The 15,441-nt window shown below is 72.6% G+C and carries 15 protein-coding genes, 1 pseudogene and 1 riboswitch; of the genes and pseudogenes, 9 read left to right on the top strand and 7 right to left on the bottom strand.

Going from position 1 to position 15,441, the window contains the following annotated elements; translation table 11 throughout:
* The gene (locus ACWCV9_RS20925; protein WP_450788554.1) at positions 1 to 957 is read left to right on the top strand and encodes an ABC transporter substrate-binding protein; all 957 of its coding nucleotides are present in this window, start codon (positions 1 to 3) and stop codon (positions 955 to 957) included.
* A 6-nt stretch (positions 958 to 963) separates the two neighbouring features.
* Here ACWCV9_RS20925 and ACWCV9_RS20920 read toward each other — a convergent pair whose 3' ends face one another.
* From ACWCV9_RS20920 to ACWCV9_RS20910, 3 genes are read right to left on the bottom strand one after another with little or no spacing between them, the layout of a single operon-like run.
* Positions 964 to 1,686: an isocitrate lyase/PEP mutase family protein gene (locus ACWCV9_RS20920; RefSeq protein ID WP_450788552.1), complete on the bottom strand. Its 723-nt coding sequence runs from the start codon at positions 1,684 to 1,686 to the stop codon at positions 964 to 966.
* Positions 1,683 to 2,084 (bottom strand): carboxymuconolactone decarboxylase family protein, encoded by a 402-nt coding sequence (locus tag ACWCV9_RS20915; RefSeq protein WP_450788762.1) that lies wholly within the window; start codon positions 2,082 to 2,084, stop codon positions 1,683 to 1,685. Before ACWCV9_RS20915 ends, ACWCV9_RS20920 begins: the two co-directional genes overlap by 4 nt.
* Before the next feature lie 38 nt (positions 2,085 to 2,122).
* Positions 2,123 to 2,623 carry a carboxymuconolactone decarboxylase family protein gene (locus ACWCV9_RS20910; protein ID WP_385843477.1) on the bottom strand — a complete coding sequence of 167 codons (501 nt, stop codon included), beginning with the start codon at positions 2,621 to 2,623 and terminating at the stop codon, positions 2,123 to 2,125.
* A gap of 46 nt (positions 2,624 to 2,669) precedes the next feature.
* On the opposite strand from ACWCV9_RS20910, the gene pdxR reads away from it, so the two are divergent.
* Positions 2,670 to 4,070, top strand: a complete 1,401-nt coding sequence (pdxR, locus tag ACWCV9_RS20905; RefSeq protein ID WP_450788551.1) for a MocR-like pyridoxine biosynthesis transcription factor PdxR — start codon at positions 2,670 to 2,672, stop codon at positions 4,068 to 4,070.
* Positions 4,071 to 4,453: 383 nt separating this feature from the next.
* Positions 4,454 to 4,962: pseudogene (locus tag ACWCV9_RS20900) on the top strand (ATP-binding cassette domain-containing protein); the annotation flags it as partial.
* A gap of 4 nt (positions 4,963 to 4,966) precedes the next feature.
* Here ACWCV9_RS20900 and ACWCV9_RS20895 read toward each other — a convergent pair.
* Positions 4,967 to 5,812: a DMT family transporter gene (locus ACWCV9_RS20895; RefSeq protein WP_450788760.1), complete on the bottom strand. Its 846-nt coding sequence runs from the start codon at positions 5,810 to 5,812 to the stop codon at positions 4,967 to 4,969.
* Between the two features lie 127 nt (positions 5,813 to 5,939).
* On the opposite strand from ACWCV9_RS20895, the gene ACWCV9_RS20890 reads away from it, so the two are divergent.
* From ACWCV9_RS20890 to ACWCV9_RS20870, 5 genes are all read left to right on the top strand, one after another.
* Entirely contained in the window at positions 5,940 to 6,281 is a 342-nt protein-coding gene (locus ACWCV9_RS20890) for a hypothetical protein (protein ID WP_450788549.1), read from the top strand.
* 26 nt (positions 6,282 to 6,307) lie between these two features.
* Entirely contained in the window at positions 6,308 to 7,492 is a 1,185-nt protein-coding gene (locus tag ACWCV9_RS20885) for a glutathionylspermidine synthase family protein (protein ID WP_450788547.1), read from the top strand.
* Between the two features lie 82 nt (positions 7,493 to 7,574).
* A riboswitch (ZMP/ZTP riboswitch) is annotated at positions 7,575 to 7,664 on the top strand.
* A 42-nt stretch (positions 7,665 to 7,706) separates the two neighbouring features.
* Complete coding sequence (locus tag ACWCV9_RS20880; protein ID WP_385843482.1) at positions 7,707 to 9,155, top strand: glycine hydroxymethyltransferase; 1,449 nt, start codon at positions 7,707 to 7,709, stop codon at positions 9,153 to 9,155.
* 156 nt (positions 9,156 to 9,311) lie between these two features.
* On the top strand, positions 9,312 to 10,337 hold the full coding sequence (gene trpS / locus ACWCV9_RS20875) for a tryptophan--tRNA ligase (RefSeq protein ID WP_450788545.1): 1,026 nt from the start codon (positions 9,312 to 9,314) through the stop codon (positions 10,335 to 10,337).
* Positions 10,338 to 10,529: 192 nt separating this feature from the next.
* A complete protein-coding gene (locus ACWCV9_RS20870; RefSeq protein ID WP_450788543.1) occupies positions 10,530 to 11,105 on the top strand; it encodes a 2'-5' RNA ligase family protein in 576 nt (191 codons plus the stop codon).
* Here the strand turns inward: ACWCV9_RS20870 and ACWCV9_RS20865 are convergent.
* Both ACWCV9_RS20865 and ACWCV9_RS20860 read right to left on the bottom strand, forming a co-directional pair.
* A complete protein-coding gene (locus tag ACWCV9_RS20865) occupies positions 11,102 to 11,842 on the bottom strand; it encodes an SDR family NAD(P)-dependent oxidoreductase (protein ID WP_450788541.1) in 741 nt (246 codons plus the stop codon). The genes ACWCV9_RS20870 and ACWCV9_RS20865 overlap by 4 nt on opposite strands.
* Before the next feature lie 38 nt (positions 11,843 to 11,880).
* Positions 11,881 to 13,167 carry an FAD-binding protein gene (locus tag ACWCV9_RS20860; RefSeq protein WP_450788539.1) on the bottom strand — a complete coding sequence of 429 codons (1,287 nt, stop codon included), beginning with the start codon at positions 13,165 to 13,167 and terminating at the stop codon, positions 11,881 to 11,883.
* A gap of 115 nt (positions 13,168 to 13,282) precedes the next feature.
* On the opposite strand from ACWCV9_RS20860, the gene ACWCV9_RS20855 reads away from it, so the two are divergent.
* Complete coding sequence (locus ACWCV9_RS20855; protein WP_450788537.1) at positions 13,283 to 14,206, top strand: YihY/virulence factor BrkB family protein; 924 nt, start codon at positions 13,283 to 13,285, stop codon at positions 14,204 to 14,206.
* On the opposite strand, the gene ACWCV9_RS20850 is transcribed toward ACWCV9_RS20855, so the two are convergent.
* The gene (locus ACWCV9_RS20850; protein ID WP_450788535.1) at positions 14,154 to 15,389 is read right to left on the bottom strand and encodes a D-alanyl-D-alanine carboxypeptidase family protein; all 1,236 of its coding nucleotides are present in this window, start codon (positions 15,387 to 15,389) and stop codon (positions 14,154 to 14,156) included. The two genes, ACWCV9_RS20855 and ACWCV9_RS20850, sit on opposite strands and share 53 nt — an antisense overlap.
* Between the last annotated feature and the right edge of the window lie 52 nt (positions 15,390 to 15,441).

Genomic DNA, 15,441 nt, shown 5'->3' with positions numbered 1-15,441 from the left:
ATGCGCGTACGTACGACCGTCGCGACAGCAGCGGTGTCCGCGCTGTTCCTGCTGACCGGCTGCGGTGCCGCCGACATGACCAAGCAGGCCAGCCCGTTCGCCGACGCGCAGGGCGCCAAGACCGTCACCCTGTCCGTGCAGTCCTGGGTGGGCGCGCAGTCCAATGTGGCCGTCGCCCAGTACATCCTGGAGCACAAGCTGGGCTACCGCGTGGACACCGTCCAGGTGGACGAGGTGCCCGCGTGGGACGCGCTGAGCCAGGGCCGGGTGGACGCGCTCCTGGAGGACTGGGGCCACCCCGACCAGGAGAAGCGGTACGTCCAGGACAAGAAGACGATCGTGCCCGGCGGCGGCCTCGGGGTGACCGGCCACATCGGCTGGTTCGTGCCCACCTATCTGGCCCGGCAGCACCCCGACATCACCGACTGGCGGAACCTGAACAAGTACGCCTCCCTCTTCCGCACCGCGGAGAGCGGCGGCAAGGGCCAGCTGATGGACGGCTCCCCGTCCTACGTCACCAACGACAAGGCTCTGGTGCAGAACCTGAAGCTGGACTACCAGGTCGTCTTCGCCGGTTCCGAGGCGGCGCAGATCACCCAGATCAAGCAGTTCGCCAAGGAGAAGAAGCCCTTCCTGACCTACTGGTACGCGCCGCAGTGGCTGTTCAAGAAGGTCCCCATGACGGAGGTGAAGCTGCCGCCGTACAAGGAGGGCTGCGACGCGGACGCGGCCAAGGTCGCCTGCGCCTACCCGCACACCCCGCTCAAGAAATACCTCAACGCCGGCTTCGCGAAGTCCGGCGGGCGGGCGGCGGCCTTCCTGAAGAAGTTCCGCTGGACGACGGAGGACCAGGACCAGGTCTCCCTGATGATCGCGGACCAGAAGCTCAGCCCGGAGCAGGCGGCGCGGAAGTGGGTGGACAGCCACCCCTCCACCTGGAAGCGATGGCTGTCCTGAGCGTCCTCAGCCCAGCAGGCCGGCCGCGATCTCCCGGACCGCGGCCGCGGCCTTGCGCTGGAGGCCCGGACCGAAGGTGATCCGGGTGGCCCCGAGCCCGCCGAGTTCGGCGGGCGAGGGGCCGCTGCCGTCCAGCCGGGCCAGCGCGTTCAGCGGACCCTGGACGGCCGACCGCAGCAGCGGCAGCACCTCGGCCGGCGCCAGGATCGGGTACACGCAGTCGGCGCCCGCCGCCACGTACAGCGCGGCCCGCTCGATGGCCCGTTCCGGGTCGCCGTCGCCGTGTACGAAGACGTCGACGCGGGCGTTGACGAACAGCCGGTCGCCGGCCGCCGCGCGCACCTCGGCGAGGAACTCGGCCTGCTCCCGCGGGTCCTTGAGGGTGCCCCCGACGGAGTCCTCCAGGTTGCAGCCGACGACACCGGCCTCCAGCAGCCGGTCCACCAGCTCCTTCGGCGCGAGCCCGTACCCGGCCTCGACGTCCGCCGACACCGGCACGTCCACCGCCCGCGCGATCCGGGCGACGGCCGCGAACATCTCGTCGGCCGGGGTCTGCCCGTCCTGGTGGCCGAGACTGGCGGCGACGCCCGCGCTCGGCGTGGCCAGCGCCGGGAAGCCGGCCTCGGCGAAGACCCGCGCGCTCGCCGCGTCCCAGGGACCCGGCAGGACCAGCGCATCGCCCGGGGCCCGTCCCAGGTGCAGCGCGCGGAACTCGTCGGCCTTGCTCATGGCTGGTAACCCCCTGGTGCGGTACGACGGCTGACCATGATCCGGTTCCAGCCGTTGATGACGGTGATCAGAGCGATGAGGTGGGCCAGCTCGGCCTCCTCGAAGTGGCGGGCGGCCCGGTCGTACACCTCGTCCGGCACAAAGCCCTCGGTGAGCACGGTGACCGCCTCGGTCAGGGCCAGCGCGGCCCGCTCCCGCTCGCTGAACAGGTCCCCGGCCTCCTCCCAGGCGTTCAGCAGCTGGATGCGGTCCTCCGACTCGCCGTTCTTCCGGGCGGCCTCAAGGTGCATGTCCAGGCAGAACGCGCAGTGGTTGAGCTGGGAGGCGCGGATCATCACCAGCTCGGCGAGGACCGGGTCGCCGAGCCCGCGCTTGGCCGCCGCGCTCACCGCGGACATCGCCGCGCCGACCTGCCGGTCCAGCAGCTGGGTACGGCTCACTTGTACTGCCCCGCCTGGTAGTGGCCCGGGGTCATCCGGGTGGTCACGGCGAACCGGTTCCAGGCGTTGATCACCGCGATGGCCGCGATCAGCTGGGCCAGCTCGGCCTCCTCGAAGTGCTGCGCGGCCCGGTCGTACACCTCGTCCGGCACGAAACCGTCGGTGAGCACCGTGACCGCCTCGGTCAGCTCCAGCGCCGCCAGCTCCTTCTCCGTGTAGAAGTGCCGCGACTCCTGCCACGCGCTGAGCTGCACGATCCGCTCCACGCTCTCACCGGCCGCGAGCGCGTCCTTGGTGTGCATGTCGAGGCAGAACGCACAGTGGTTGAGCTGCGAGGAACGGATCTTCACCAGCTCGGCCAGCTTCGGGTCCAGCCCCTGCCGGGCCGCGGCGTCCAGCCGGACCATCGCCTTGTAGACCTCGGGCGCGTGCTGGGCCCAGCGCATCCGCGGGGCGTGTTCGGCGGCGTACTCGACGGTTTCCTGTGCTGTGCTCATGCCTCGACCCTAGAAGCCGGGCAGCCCAGGAGTATGGTCCATTTCCATGGCGAAATCATGGGCCACTTTGGGTGTGGACCTGCACCTGGAACCGTCCGGCGGCGGCGGGCTGCGCCGCAACCTCACCGACGCGCTGCGCGACGCCGTCCGCACCGGCCGCCTCGCCCCCGGCACCCGGCTGCCGTCCTCCCGCTCCCTCGCCGCCGACCTCGGCATCGCCCGCAACACCGTCGCCGAGGCCTACGCCGACCTGGTCGCCGAGGGCTGGCTCACCGCCCGGCAGGGCTCCGGCACCCGGGTGGCGGACCGCGCCGTGGCCCCGCCACCCGAGCGCCCGGCGACCGCGCCCCCGCACCGCCGGGAACCCGGCCGCCCGGTCCACAGCCTCGTCCCCGGCACCCCTGACCTCGCCTCCTTCCCGCGCGCCGAGTGGCTCAGGGCCGCCCGCCGCGCCCTCGCCGCCGCCCCGAACGACGCCCTCGGCTACGGCGACCCGCGCGGCCGCCCCGAACTGCGCACCGCCCTCGCCGGATACCTCGCCCGTGCCCGGGGCGTGCGCGCCCACCCGGACTCCGTCCTGGTCACCGCGGGCTTCTCGCACGCCCTGCGGCTGCTCGGCCCGGCGCTGCGGGCGCGCGGGGTGCGCACGGTGGCGGTCGAGTCGTACGGACTGGACCTGTACTGGCGTCTGCTGCGCACCGCCGGCCTGGCCACCCCCGCCCTGCCGTACGACGAACTCGGCACCGACACCCGCGCGTTGGGCGACGCCGGGGCCGTGCTCCTCACCCCGGCCCACCAGTTCCCGATGGGCACCGCCCTGCACCCGGACCGGCGGGCGGCCGTCGTCGACTGGGCGCGCCGCACCGGCGGCCTGGTCCTGGAGGACGACTACGACGGCGAGTTCCGCTACGACCGCCAGCCGGTCGGCGCCCTCCAGGGCCTCGACCCCGACCAGGTGGTCTACCTCGGCACCGCCAGCAAGGCGCTCGCCCCCGGCCTGCGGCTGGGCTGGATGGTGCTGCCGCCCACGCTCATCGAGGAGGTGATCGCGGCGAAGGGCCATGTGGACACCGTCGGCGCGCTGGACCAGCTCACCCTCGCCGAGTTCCTCGCCTCCGGCGCCTACGACCGCCATGTCCGCTCCGCCCGGCTGCGCTACCGGCGCCGCCGCGACGCCCTCACCGCGGCCCTCGCCGACCGCGCGCCCGACGTCCGCGTCACCGGGATCGCCGCCGGCCTGCACGCGGTGCTGCGGCTGCCGCCCGGCACCGAGCAGTCGGTGGTCCAGGCCGCCGCCTGGCAGGGCCTGGCCCTGCACGGCCTCTCCTTCCACCGCCATGAACAGGCCGTCGCCGAACCCCTGGACGCCCTCGTCGTCGGCTACGGCACCCCGCCGGACAGCGCCTGGGCGGGAGCGCTGGACGCACTGTGCCGGGTACTCCCGTGATGGGGTACAGTTGATCACGCAAGGCCGCCGGAAAACCCGGTGACCGGCAGTGCGTTGGTGGTCCAAGGAAAGACGCCCCGCTTCCTGCGGGGAAATGCAGGTGCAAGGCCTGCCCGGCGCTCGAACCGAACCCCGCCTCCGATTCCGGAGGCGGGGTTCGTGCGTTGAGCCCCTGAAGCAGCCAACTCCCGTGAAATCAGGAGATTTCGCAGCTAGTCTCCTGCTGGTCGTTTCTGAGGGTGGCCGAGATCACCGCCCTGCCGGTGGAGCCGGCACCGGACCGGTCCGCCGCCATCCGCCCGGACCCGCGCCCGGAGTCCCGCCCGTCCGCTTCCGTCGCCGTCTTCGAGGACGTCACGTTCACCTACCCCGGCCGCCCCGAACCCGCCCTGCGGTCCTTCTCCCTGGAGGTACAGGACGCCCCCGTCATGGCCGGCTCACTGCGGGAGAACCTCGCCTACGCCCTCGACGGCGTCGGCGAGGACGAGCTCGGGACGTCCTCGCCGCGACCCGGCTGAAACCCCTCGTGGCCCGGCTGGGCGGGGATCTCGACGCCCGGATCGAGCATCGCGGCGTCTCCCTGTCCGGCGGCGAACGCCAACGCGTCGCCATCGCCCGGGCCCTGCTCAGAAAACCCCGGCTGCTCCTCCTGGAGGAGGCCACCTCACAGCTGGACGCGGTCAACGAGGCGGCGCTGCGGGACGTCGTACGCGAACTGTCCACCCGGATCGCCGTGCTGGCGGTGGCGCACCGCCTCTCCACGGTGCGCGGCGCCGCACGGATCGCGGTCGTCGAGGACGGCCGGGTCCGCGCCACGGGCACGCACGAGGAACTGCTGAAGACCAGCCCGCTCTACGCGCGACTGGCCTTCCACCAGCTCTCCGACGCCTGAGCCGTCAGGACGCCTCGACCTCCGCCTCTGCCTCAGTCGCCGCCGGTGCCTCGCCGAACCGGGCGAGCGCCAGGGCGCCCACGACGGCCACCGCGAAGCCCAGCACCGCCAGCCAGGCCAGGCCCTCCCGGGTGCGGTCGCCGAGCCAGATCACGCCCACCGCCGCCGGGCCGAGCGTCTCGCCGATCACCAGACCGGCCGTGGCCGTCGTCACCGAACCGCGTTGCAGCGCGGAGGTCAGCAGCATGAAGGCGGCGCCGCCGCCGATGACCAGCGCATAGGCCGCCGGGTTGGTGAACAGGTCCGCGGGCCGGAGCGAGTCGATCAGCCGTACCGACACCTCCACCACCCCGAACCCGAAACCGGCCCCCAGCCCCAGCACCAGCGCCCGCGCCCCGCCGGACAGCCGTCCGCCCGCGAACGCGAGCAGCAGCATCGCGGCCGCCACCGCGAGCATCGCGTACCGCAGGGTGTCGGAGCCGGCCCGGTCGCCCTCCGGCCCGGACGCCAGCCCCAGCATCGCGAGCCCGGCGCACACCACACCCACCGCGCCCCACTCCGTGCCGCTCAGCCGCACCTTCAGCAGCCGCGCCGCGACCACCGCGGTCACCGCGAGACTGGACGCCAGGGCCGCGCCGACCGCATAGATCGGCAAGGAGCGCAGCGCGGCGATCTGGAACAGGAAGCCGATCCCGTCCAGCGCCAGCCCGACGATGTACCGCCACTGCCGCATCGCCCGCAGCAGCAGTGCCGCCTCGCCCCCCTCGCCCGTACCGGCCGTCCGCGCGGCCACCGCCTGCAACACCGTCGCGGTACCGAAGCAGACCGCCGCGCCAAGGGCGCACACCATTCCAAAGAGCACAAAGGGACTCTAGGAGAAGGCCCTACCGGTCACCCACTTGGGCCTGCGCTCTTACCGTTCTCTAGGCTGACCGCCGAAACGAAGGAAGCGGTCACGACACACGGGGGAGACGGACATGGCCGACACACGACGGCGACTGCGGTCCGGCACGGTGATCCTCGGCGGCATGGGCCTGCTGGCCGCCGCCCTCACCGCCTGCTCCTCCGACCCGGACAAGCGCTGCGTCGACCGCGACAGCTACCAGGCCGCCAAGGGGTACAAGGCCGTCTCCGACAAGAACTGCACGTCCGTCACGTCCGTGGACGGCGACTGGTACTACGGCGGCAAGAAGAAGGGCTCCTGGGTGAGCGGCGGCTCCTTCACCCCGCCCCGCAAGAGCTCCGGCGGCTCCTCCGGCGGCAGCGGGGTCCACCGCGGCGGCTTCGGCGGCAGCCACTACCACAGCTCCGGCGGCTGAGCCGGACACCCGGTCGGACACCCCGCATGGAACGCCGCACCACCACGCCCCGTCCCGGCTGGCAGCAGACCGTCGAGGAACAGGGACTGGTCTACCCGCTCACCCGCCACCCCGACGGCTCCCTGCGCCCCTACTGGGACGAGAGCGCCTACTACGTCTTCTCCCTGCCCGAGGTCGAGGCGCTGGAGGACACGGTCGGCGAACTGCACCGCATGTGCCTGGCGGCCGCCGACCACCTGGTGACCGGCGACCGCCTCGCCGACCTCGGCATCACCGACCCGCGGGTGGCGGCGGCGGTCGCCGAGTCCTGGACCCGCCGCGCCGAGCTCCCCTCCCTCTACGGCCGTTTCGACCTGCGCTACGACGGCACCGGCCCGGCCAAGCTGCTGGAGTACAACGCCGACACGCCCACCTCCCTGGTGGAGGCCGCGTCGCCCCAGTGGTTCTGGATGGAGGACCGCTTCCCCGGCGCCGACCAGTGGAACTCCCTGCACGAACGGCTGGTCGACGCCTGGCGCGCCCAGGCCCCGCTGCTCCCGCCCGGCAGCCCCCTGCACTTCGCGCACTCCGCCGCCGACGAACTCGGCGAGGACCTGATGACGGTCGCCTATCTGAAGGAGACCGCCGAACAGGCCGGACTCGACACCGACTGGCTGCCCATGGAGGAGATCGGCTGGGACACCCTCTCCGGCCGCTTCGTCGACAACCGGCTCCGTTTCATCCGCGCCCTCTTCAAGCTCTACCCGTGGGAATGGCTCACCACCGACGCCTTCGGCGGCCATGTCCTCGACACCCTCGACAACGGCGGCGGCACCGGCAGCACCCTGTGGATCGAGCCCGCCTGGAAGATGCTGCTCAGCAACAAGGCCCTGCTGGCGGTCCTCTGGGAGCTGTTCCCCGGCCACCCCAACCTCCTCCCCGCCTACCTGGACGGCCCCCGCGACCTGGCCGGCACCCACGGCTACGTCGCCAAGCCGCTCCTCGGCCGCGAGGGCGAGGGCGTCACCGTCCACCCGCCGGGCGCCGAACCCGTCGTACGCGACGAACCCAGCTGCTACCAGCAGCTCGCACCCCTGCCCGCCTTCGACGGCAACCACGTGGTGCTGGGCGCCTGGACCGTCCGCGGCGAACCGGCCGGGCTCGGCATCCGCGAGTCCACCGGCCTGATCACCGACGAGTACGCCCGCTTCCTGCCCCATGTGATCCTCTGATCCGCCGGCCGCACCCCGGCGAGAGGTGTCGCTCGCATGGTGGACGCGGGACCTGCGCCGCGCGACGCGCCCGGTAGGCTGATCAGCGGGCCGTGACTGGCGCGCTGGGATGGGACGGACCATCGGGGAGCGGCCCGGCGGGAAAACAGTGCCGTGCGCCTGGGCCGAACGTAACGCTGTACATGAGTTGTACGCACGCCGTCCGGAGGTCCCCATGCCGAAGCAGCACCCTTCCACCGAGTCCACCGCCTTCCGCGCGGCGCTCGACGTCATCCGCGCGGTCGAGCCGCGGGTCGCCGACGCCATCGGCCAGGAGGTCGCCGACCAGCGCGAGATGCTCAAGCTGATCGCCTCCGAGAACTACGCCTCCCCGGCCACCCTGCTGGCCATGGGCAACTGGTTCAGCGACAAGTACGCCGAGGGCACCGTCGGCCGCCGCTTCTACGCCGGCTGTCGCAACGTCGACACGGTCGAGTCGCTGGCCGCCGAGCACGCCAAGGCCCTGTTCGGCGCCCGGCACGCCTACGTCCAGCCGCACTCCGGCATCGACGCCAACCTCGTCGCCTTCTGGGCCGTACTCGCCGACCGCGTCGAGGCGCCCTTCCTGGAGAAGACCGGCGCCCGCCAGGTCAACGACCTCACCGAGGCCGACTGGGCCGAGCTGCGCCAGGCCTTCGGCAACCAGCGCATGCTCGGCATGTCCCTGGACGCCGGCGGCCACCTCACCCACGGCTTCCGCCCGAACATCTCCGGAAAGATGTTCGACCAGCGCTCCTACGGCACCGACCCGGCGACGGGCCTCATCGACTACGACGCCCTGCGCGCCCAGGCCCGGGACTTCAAGCCGCTGATCATCGTCGCCGGCTACTCCGCGTACCCCCGTCTGGTGAACTTCCGGATCATGCGCGAGATCGCCGACGAGGTCGGCGCGACCCTCATGGTCGACATGGCGCACTTCGCCGGCCTGGTCGCGGGCAAGGTCCTCACCGGCGACTTCGACCCGGTCCCGCACGCCCAGATCGTCACCACCACCACCCACAAGTCGCTGCGCGGCCCGCGCGGCGGCATGGTCCTGTGCGACGACTCCCTCAAGGACCAGGTCGACCGCGGCTGCCCGATGGTCCTCGGCGGCCCGCTCCCGCACGTCATGGCCGCCAAGGCCGTCGCCCTCGCCGAGGCGCGGCAGCCCGCCTTCCAGGACTACGCCCAGCGCATCGTGGACAACTCCCGCGCGCTCGCCGAGGGCCTGATGAGCCGCGGCGCCACCCTGGTGACGGGCGGCACGGACAACCACCTCAACCTGATCGACGTCGCCACCTCCTACGGCCTCACCGGCCGCCAGGCGGAAGCGGCGCTGCTCGACTCCGGCATCGTCACCAACCGCAACGCCATCCCGGCCGACCCGAACGGCGCCTGGTACACCTCCGGCATCCGCGTCGGCACCCCCGCGCTCACCACCCGTGGCCTCGGCACGGCGGAGATGGACGAGGTGGCGGGCCTGATCGACCGCGTCCTGACCACCACCGAGCCGGGCACCACCAAGTCCGGCGCCCCCTCCAAGGCGGCCCACGTCCTGGACGAGAAGGTCTCCCAGGAAATCGCCCAGCGGGCAACGGACCTGGTGGCGGGCTTCCCGCTGTACCCGGAAATCGACCTGGGCTGACCGACGCCCCAAGGGGCAGCCAACCCAGGGGCGCGGGGCCGCATCCATATGCGGCTCCGCCGCGGGGCGCGACCAGCCACGGACGGCCCGCAGCCCCCCGCGCCCCGAACCACCCCCCCACCTCCCGGGCCAACAACCCCCCCAGCCGATGAGACAATGGGCAACATGGCCACCGCTGATCGACCTCGCGTGCTCTCCGGCATCCAGCCCACCGCCGGTTCGTTCCACCTCGGCAACTACCTCGGTGCCGTCCGCCAGTGGGTGGCCCTCCAGGAATCCCACGACGCCTTCTACATGGTCGTCGACCTGCACGCGATCACGGTCCCGCAGGACCCCGCGGACCTGCGCGCCAACACCCGCCTCGCCGCGGCCCAGCTGCTGGCCGCCGGCCTGGACCCGGACCGCTGCACCCTCTTCGTGCAGAGCCACGTCCCCGAGCACGCCCAGCTCGCCTGGGTCATGAACTGCCTCACCGGCTTCGGCGAGGCCAGCCGGATGACCCAGTTCAAGGACAAGTCCGCCAAGCAGGGCGCCGACCGGGCGAGCGTCGGTCTGTTCACGTACCCGATCCTCCAGGTCGCGGACATCCTCCTCTACCAGGCCCACCAGGTGCCGGTCGGCGAGGACCAGCGCCAGCACATCGAGCTGACCCGGGACCTGGCCGAGCGGTTCAACGGCCGCTACGGCGAGACGTTCACGATCCCGGCGCCGTACATCCTCAAGGAGACGGCGAAGATCTACGACCTCCAGGACCCGTCGATCAAGATGAGCAAGTCGGCGTCCACGCCGAAGGGCCTCATCAACCTGCTCGACGAGCCGAAGACCACCGCCAAGAAGGTCAAGAGCGCCGTCACCGACACCGACACCGTGATCCGCTACGACGCGGAGAACAAGCCGGGCGTCTCCAACCTCCTCACCATCTACTCCACGCTCACCGGCACCTCGATCGCCGAGCTGGAGCAGGAGTACGAGGGCAAGATGTACGGCGCGCTCAAGACCGACCTCGCCGAGATCATGGTCGAGTTCGTCACCCCGTTCCGGGAGCGCACCCAGCAGTACCTGGACGACGCCGAGAGCCTCGACAAGATCCTCGCCAAGGGTGCGGAGAAGGCGCGCGCCGTCGCCTCCGAGACGCTGGCGCAGGCGTACGACCGCGTGGGCTTCCTCCCGCCGAGGCACTGAGGGGCACGGACCGGCGCCGCGCCGCACGGACCGGCGCTGAGGCGCACGGTCGTACACACGTCCTCGTGGGCGGAGCGCTGCACATCACTTCCGCTGCGCCTGCCCACAGGACTTCCATGGCCGTACAGTCGATAGCCGACGGCCGGACGGCACGGCTGTGACAAGACGACAGACGCGACGACAGGAGACGACGTGGGGACCGTAACGATCGGCGTGTCGATCGCGGTTCCGGAGCCTCACGGCAGCCTGCTCCAGGAGCGGCGCGCGGGCTTCGGCGACGCCGCGGCTCACTGCATCCCCACCCATGTCACCCTGCTGCCGCCGACCGAGGTGGACGAGGCCGACCTGCCGGCGGTCGACGCGCACCTCAGCGCGGTCGCCGCGGCCGGCCGGCCCTTCCCGATGCGGCTGTCCGGCACCGGCACCTTCCGCCCGCTGTCCCCGGTGGTCTACGTCCGGGTCGTCGAGGGCGCCGAGGACTGCACCTGGCTCCAGCAGCGGGTCCGGGACTCCTCCGGGCCGGTGGCGCGCGAGCTCCAGTTCCCCTACCACCCGCATGTCACCGTCGCCCACGGCATCGAGGAGGCGGCGATGGACCGCGCCTTCGAGGAGCTGGCCGGGTTCGAGGCGGAGTGGCCGTGCACCGGGTTCGCGCTGTACCAGCAGGGCGCCGACGAGGTGTGGCGCAAGCTGCGGGAGTACAGCTTCGGCGGCGCGCTGGTGCCGCCGCAGGCCCTGCGCGGGGCGGACCGCAGCACGGTCTCCTAGACCTCCAAGGGGAGCCGTCGGTACAGCGGGCGCGGGGTGTGGCGCAGCGCCGACATCAGCAGCCGGAGCCGTCCCGGCACCCACACCACCTCCGAGCCCCGGCGCAGCCCCAGTTCGATGGCCGTGGCCACCGCCTCCGGGGTCGTGCCCAGCGGGCCCGCCGCCCGCAGCGGGCCGGGGCGTACGACCATGACGTGCACGCCGGTGCCGTGCAGCGCGTCGCCGAGACCCTGGGCGAAGGCGTCCAGACCGGCCTTGCTGGAGCCGTAGATGAAGTCGGCGCGCCGGGCGCGTTCCCCGGCGACGGAGGACAGCACCACCAGCGAGCCGTGCCCCTGCGCCTGGAGCGCCCGGGCGGCGACCAGCGCGGCGGAGACGGCGCCGGTGTAGTTGGTCTGCGCGACCCGCACGGCCCGTACCGGGTCGCGTTCGTCGTGCGCCTGGTCGCCGAGGATGCCGAAGGCGAGCAGCACCAGATCGATGTCGCCCTCGGCGAAGACCTTGCCGAGCGCGGTCTCGTGGGACTCGGGGTCGAGGGCGTCGAAGTCGACCGTGCGGGTGTCGGCGCCGAGCGCGCGCAGGGTCTCGGCGGCCCGCTCCAGCGCGGGGGAGGGGCGGCCCGCCAGCCACACCGTACGGGTGCGGCGGGCGATCAGCCGGCGGGCGGTGGCGAGCGCGATCTCGGACGTGCCGCCGAGCACGAGCAGGGACTGGGGGAGGCCGAAGGCGTCCTTCACGACAACTCCTGGAAGACGGGCCGGGCGTGCAGTGGTCGTCACAGGCCCAGGCGGCGGGCCAGGTCCGAGACGAAGACCCCGCGTGGGTCCAGGTCCGCCCGCAGGGAGCGGAAGTCGCCCAGTCGCGGGTACATCGCGGCGAGCAGATCGGGGCGCAGCCGGCCGTCCGCGGCCAGACAGACCCGGCCGCCGACCGCGGCGACCTCCTCGTCCAGGGTGTCGAGCAGCCCGGCGAGCCCGGGCAGCGCGGCCGGGAACTCCAGGGCGAGGCTCCAGCCGGGCAGCGGGAAGGACAGCCAGCCGGGGTCCGCCTCGCCGAAGCGCTTCAGCACACCCGGACCGGCCGCACCCCGCCGGCCGGCCACGCGCCGCACGATGCGGTGCAGGGTCTCCTCCTGGCCGTGCCCGACGACGAACCGGTACGGCACGACACCGCGGCCTCCCTGGGGCAGGGCGTGCAGGGGGCGCAAGGAAGCGGACAGCCGCCGCAGTTCGCCGGTGCGGGCCCGGGGGACGGTGTGGAACCACAGGCCGTCCACGAGTCCGGCGGCGATCCGGCCGAGCCGGGCGGAGGGGGCCGCGGGCAGCGGGGTGCGGGGCAGGGCGGCCGACAGCCGCCGCCAGGGGCTCGCACCGAGGGCGTCGGGCGGGGTGTGGTCGCCGCGGACGAGGACGCCGCGGCCGGTCGCCGCGCCCCGGGCGGTCAGGTCGACCCGGGCGGCGGAGTAGCGGTAGCGGTGGTCGGCGGCGGCCAGACGGTCCATCAGGACGTCGAGGTCGGGGGCGCGTTCGGTGTCGACGGTCAGATACGACGTCCGCACCGGGAGCAACCGGATCGTGGCCGTGAGGATCACGCCGGTCAGGCCCATCCCGCCGGCCGTCGCCTCGAACAGCGGGGTGCCCGGCCGTACCGTGCGGACCTCGCCGTCGGCGGTGAGCATCTCCAGCGACAGCACATGGCGGGAGAAGGAGCCGGAGACATGCTGGTTCGGGCCGTGCAGGTCGGCGCCGATCGCCCCGCCGACCGTCACCGGGCGGGGGCCGGGGGCGACCGGCACGAACCAGCCGAGCGGGAGCAGCACCTCGGCGAGCCGGTGCAGGAAGACGCCGGCGTCGCACAGCACGAGGCCCTCGGCGGCGTCGACGACATGGATCCGGTCGAGGCCGGCCATGTCGAGGACGGCGCCGCCCGCGTTGCGTGCCGCGTCCCCGTGCGCCCGGCCGGAACCGCGTGCGACGGTGCCGCGGGTCCCGCAGTCGCGTACGGCGGCCGCGGCCTCCTCGTACGTGCGCGGACGGATGACGGAAACGGTGTCTCCAGGCATGTCGGTGACCGTATCGCCCCTGTATGGGTGGTTAGTTACTGAACATTCGCCCACTCCACACAATGGGTGATTAGTGGGATGTCATACCAGCGCGTCCTCGGGGCAGGAGAGGATCATGGACTGGCTCAAGAAGCTGCCCGTCATCGGGCCGGCCGTCACCTGGCTGACGGCCACCCACGCCTGGCGGTCGTACGAGCGGCTGGACCGGGTGAAGTGGTCGCGGCTGGCCGCGGCGATGACGTTCATCAGCTTCGTGGCGCTGTTCCCGCTGCTGACCCTGGTGGCCGCGGTCAGCGCCGCCACGCTCAGTCCCGGCCGGCAGAAGACGGTCGAGCACAAGATCGCCGAGCAGTTCCCGGGGGTCATCTCCAACCAGCTGAACCTGACCTCGCTGGTGGACAACGCCGGCACCGTCGGCGTCATCGCGGGCGCACTGCTGCTGTTCACCGGCATCGGCTGGGTCGGCCAGACCCGGGACTGTCTGCGCGCGGTCTGGGAGCTGCCCGACCGGCCGGAGAACCCGCTGGTCACCAAGGCCAAGGACGCCGGCATCCTGTTCGGGCTCGGCGGCGCCCTGCTGATCACGCTCGCCGCGTCCACGCTCGCCTCGGCCGCCGTCGGCGGGCTCTCGGGGCTGCTCGGGCTGAGCGGCCACGGCTGGGGTGTGGTCCTGCTCCGGATCGCCGCGTTCGCGGTCGCCGCGCTCGCCGACTTCCTCGTACTGCTCTACGTCCTGACCCTGCTGCCCGGCGTCGAGCCGCCGCGCCGCCGCCTGCTGGTCGCGGCACTGCTCGGCGCGGTCGGCTTCGAACTGCTGAAGCTGCTGCTCAGCGGCTATATCCAGGGGATCGCCGCGAAGAGCATGTACGGCGCGTTCGGCGTCCCGGTGGCGCTGCTGCTGTGGATCAACTTCACCTCGAAGCTGGTCCTGTACTGCGCGTCCTGGACGGCCACCCAGCACACCGAGACGGCGGCGCCGGAAGGTGTCACGGACGCGTCCGCCGGCGTACCAGGTCCGGCAGCGGCCAACGGCGGTTGACCAGGAACGCGGCGGCTGCGAGCACCATCAGCGCGCCGCCCGTGATGGCCAGCGCGGTGCCCACCCCGCCGGCCCCGCCCCCGGCGGCCGAGCCGGCCACCGGCTTCGCCGCGGGTCCGCCGGTCCCCGAGCCGCCCTGCGCGGAGGCGCCCGCGCTGGGCCGGCCGCTGGCGGCGGCGACGCTCTTCGGCGGCACCAGCTCGCCCACCGGCGTGACCTTGCCGGCCGCCTGGAAGCCCCAGTCCAGCAGCCGCGCGGCCTCCTTGTAGACCTCGTTGTGCTCGTGCTTCTGCGGGTTCATCACGGTGACGAGCAGCACCCGGCCGTTGCGCTCGGCGACGCCGGTGAAGGTGGCGCCCGCGTTCGTGGTGTTGCCGTTCTTCACCCCGGCGATGCCCTGGTAGACGGGCACATCGGTGTCCCCGCTGAGCAGCCGGTTGGTGTTGCGGATCTCACCGGACTCGAAGGTGGCGCGCACGGTCGAGCAGTAGTCCCGGAAGTCCTTCTTCTGCAAGCCGGACCGGGCGAACAGCGTCAGGTCGTACGCCGACGACACCTGGCCCGGTTCGTCGTACCCGTCGGGCGAGACGACGTGGGTGTCGTCCGCCTGGAGCTCGTCGGCGTGCTGCTGCATGTCCTGGACGGTCTGCCGGACACCGCCGTTCATGTGCGCGAGGACGTGCACGGCGTCGTTGCCCGAGCGCAGGAAGACCCCGAGCCACAGGTCGTGGACGGAGTAGGAGCGCCCCTCCTTTATCCCGACCACGCTCGACCCGGCACCCATGCCGGCCAGGTCCCCGGGGATGACCTTGTGCTCCATGGTCTTCGGGAAGCGGGGCAGCACGGTGTCCGCGAAGAGCATCTTCAGCGTGCTGGCCGGGGGCAGCTGCCAGTGCGCGTTGTGCGCGGCGAGTACGTCGCCGGACTCGGCGTCCGAGACGATCCAGGACAGCGCGGTGAGGTCCTTCGGCAGCACGGGCACGCCCGGGGCGAGGTTCACCTGTGTACCGGCCTGGCCCAGCCGGGCGCCGCCCACGGTGGACATGCCGTTCGGGGGTGTGGCGGTCGCACTCGCGGAGGGGGCGGGGGCGGCGAGGGCGGCGGGGGTGGCGACGGACAGCGACAGCAGGGTGACACAGGCGGCCGACAGCAGGCGTCGGCTGGTCTTCTTGGGTGCGGGCACGCTGGGAAACGTACCTGGCGCGGACGGCGAAGTTCCACGTCCCGCCTCACCA

The sequence above is a fragment of the Streptomyces sp. NPDC001606 genome (assembly GCF_053596835.1).
Note: the sequence above shows the minus strand (reverse complement) of the source record. Positions and strands in the feature narration are given on the sequence as shown.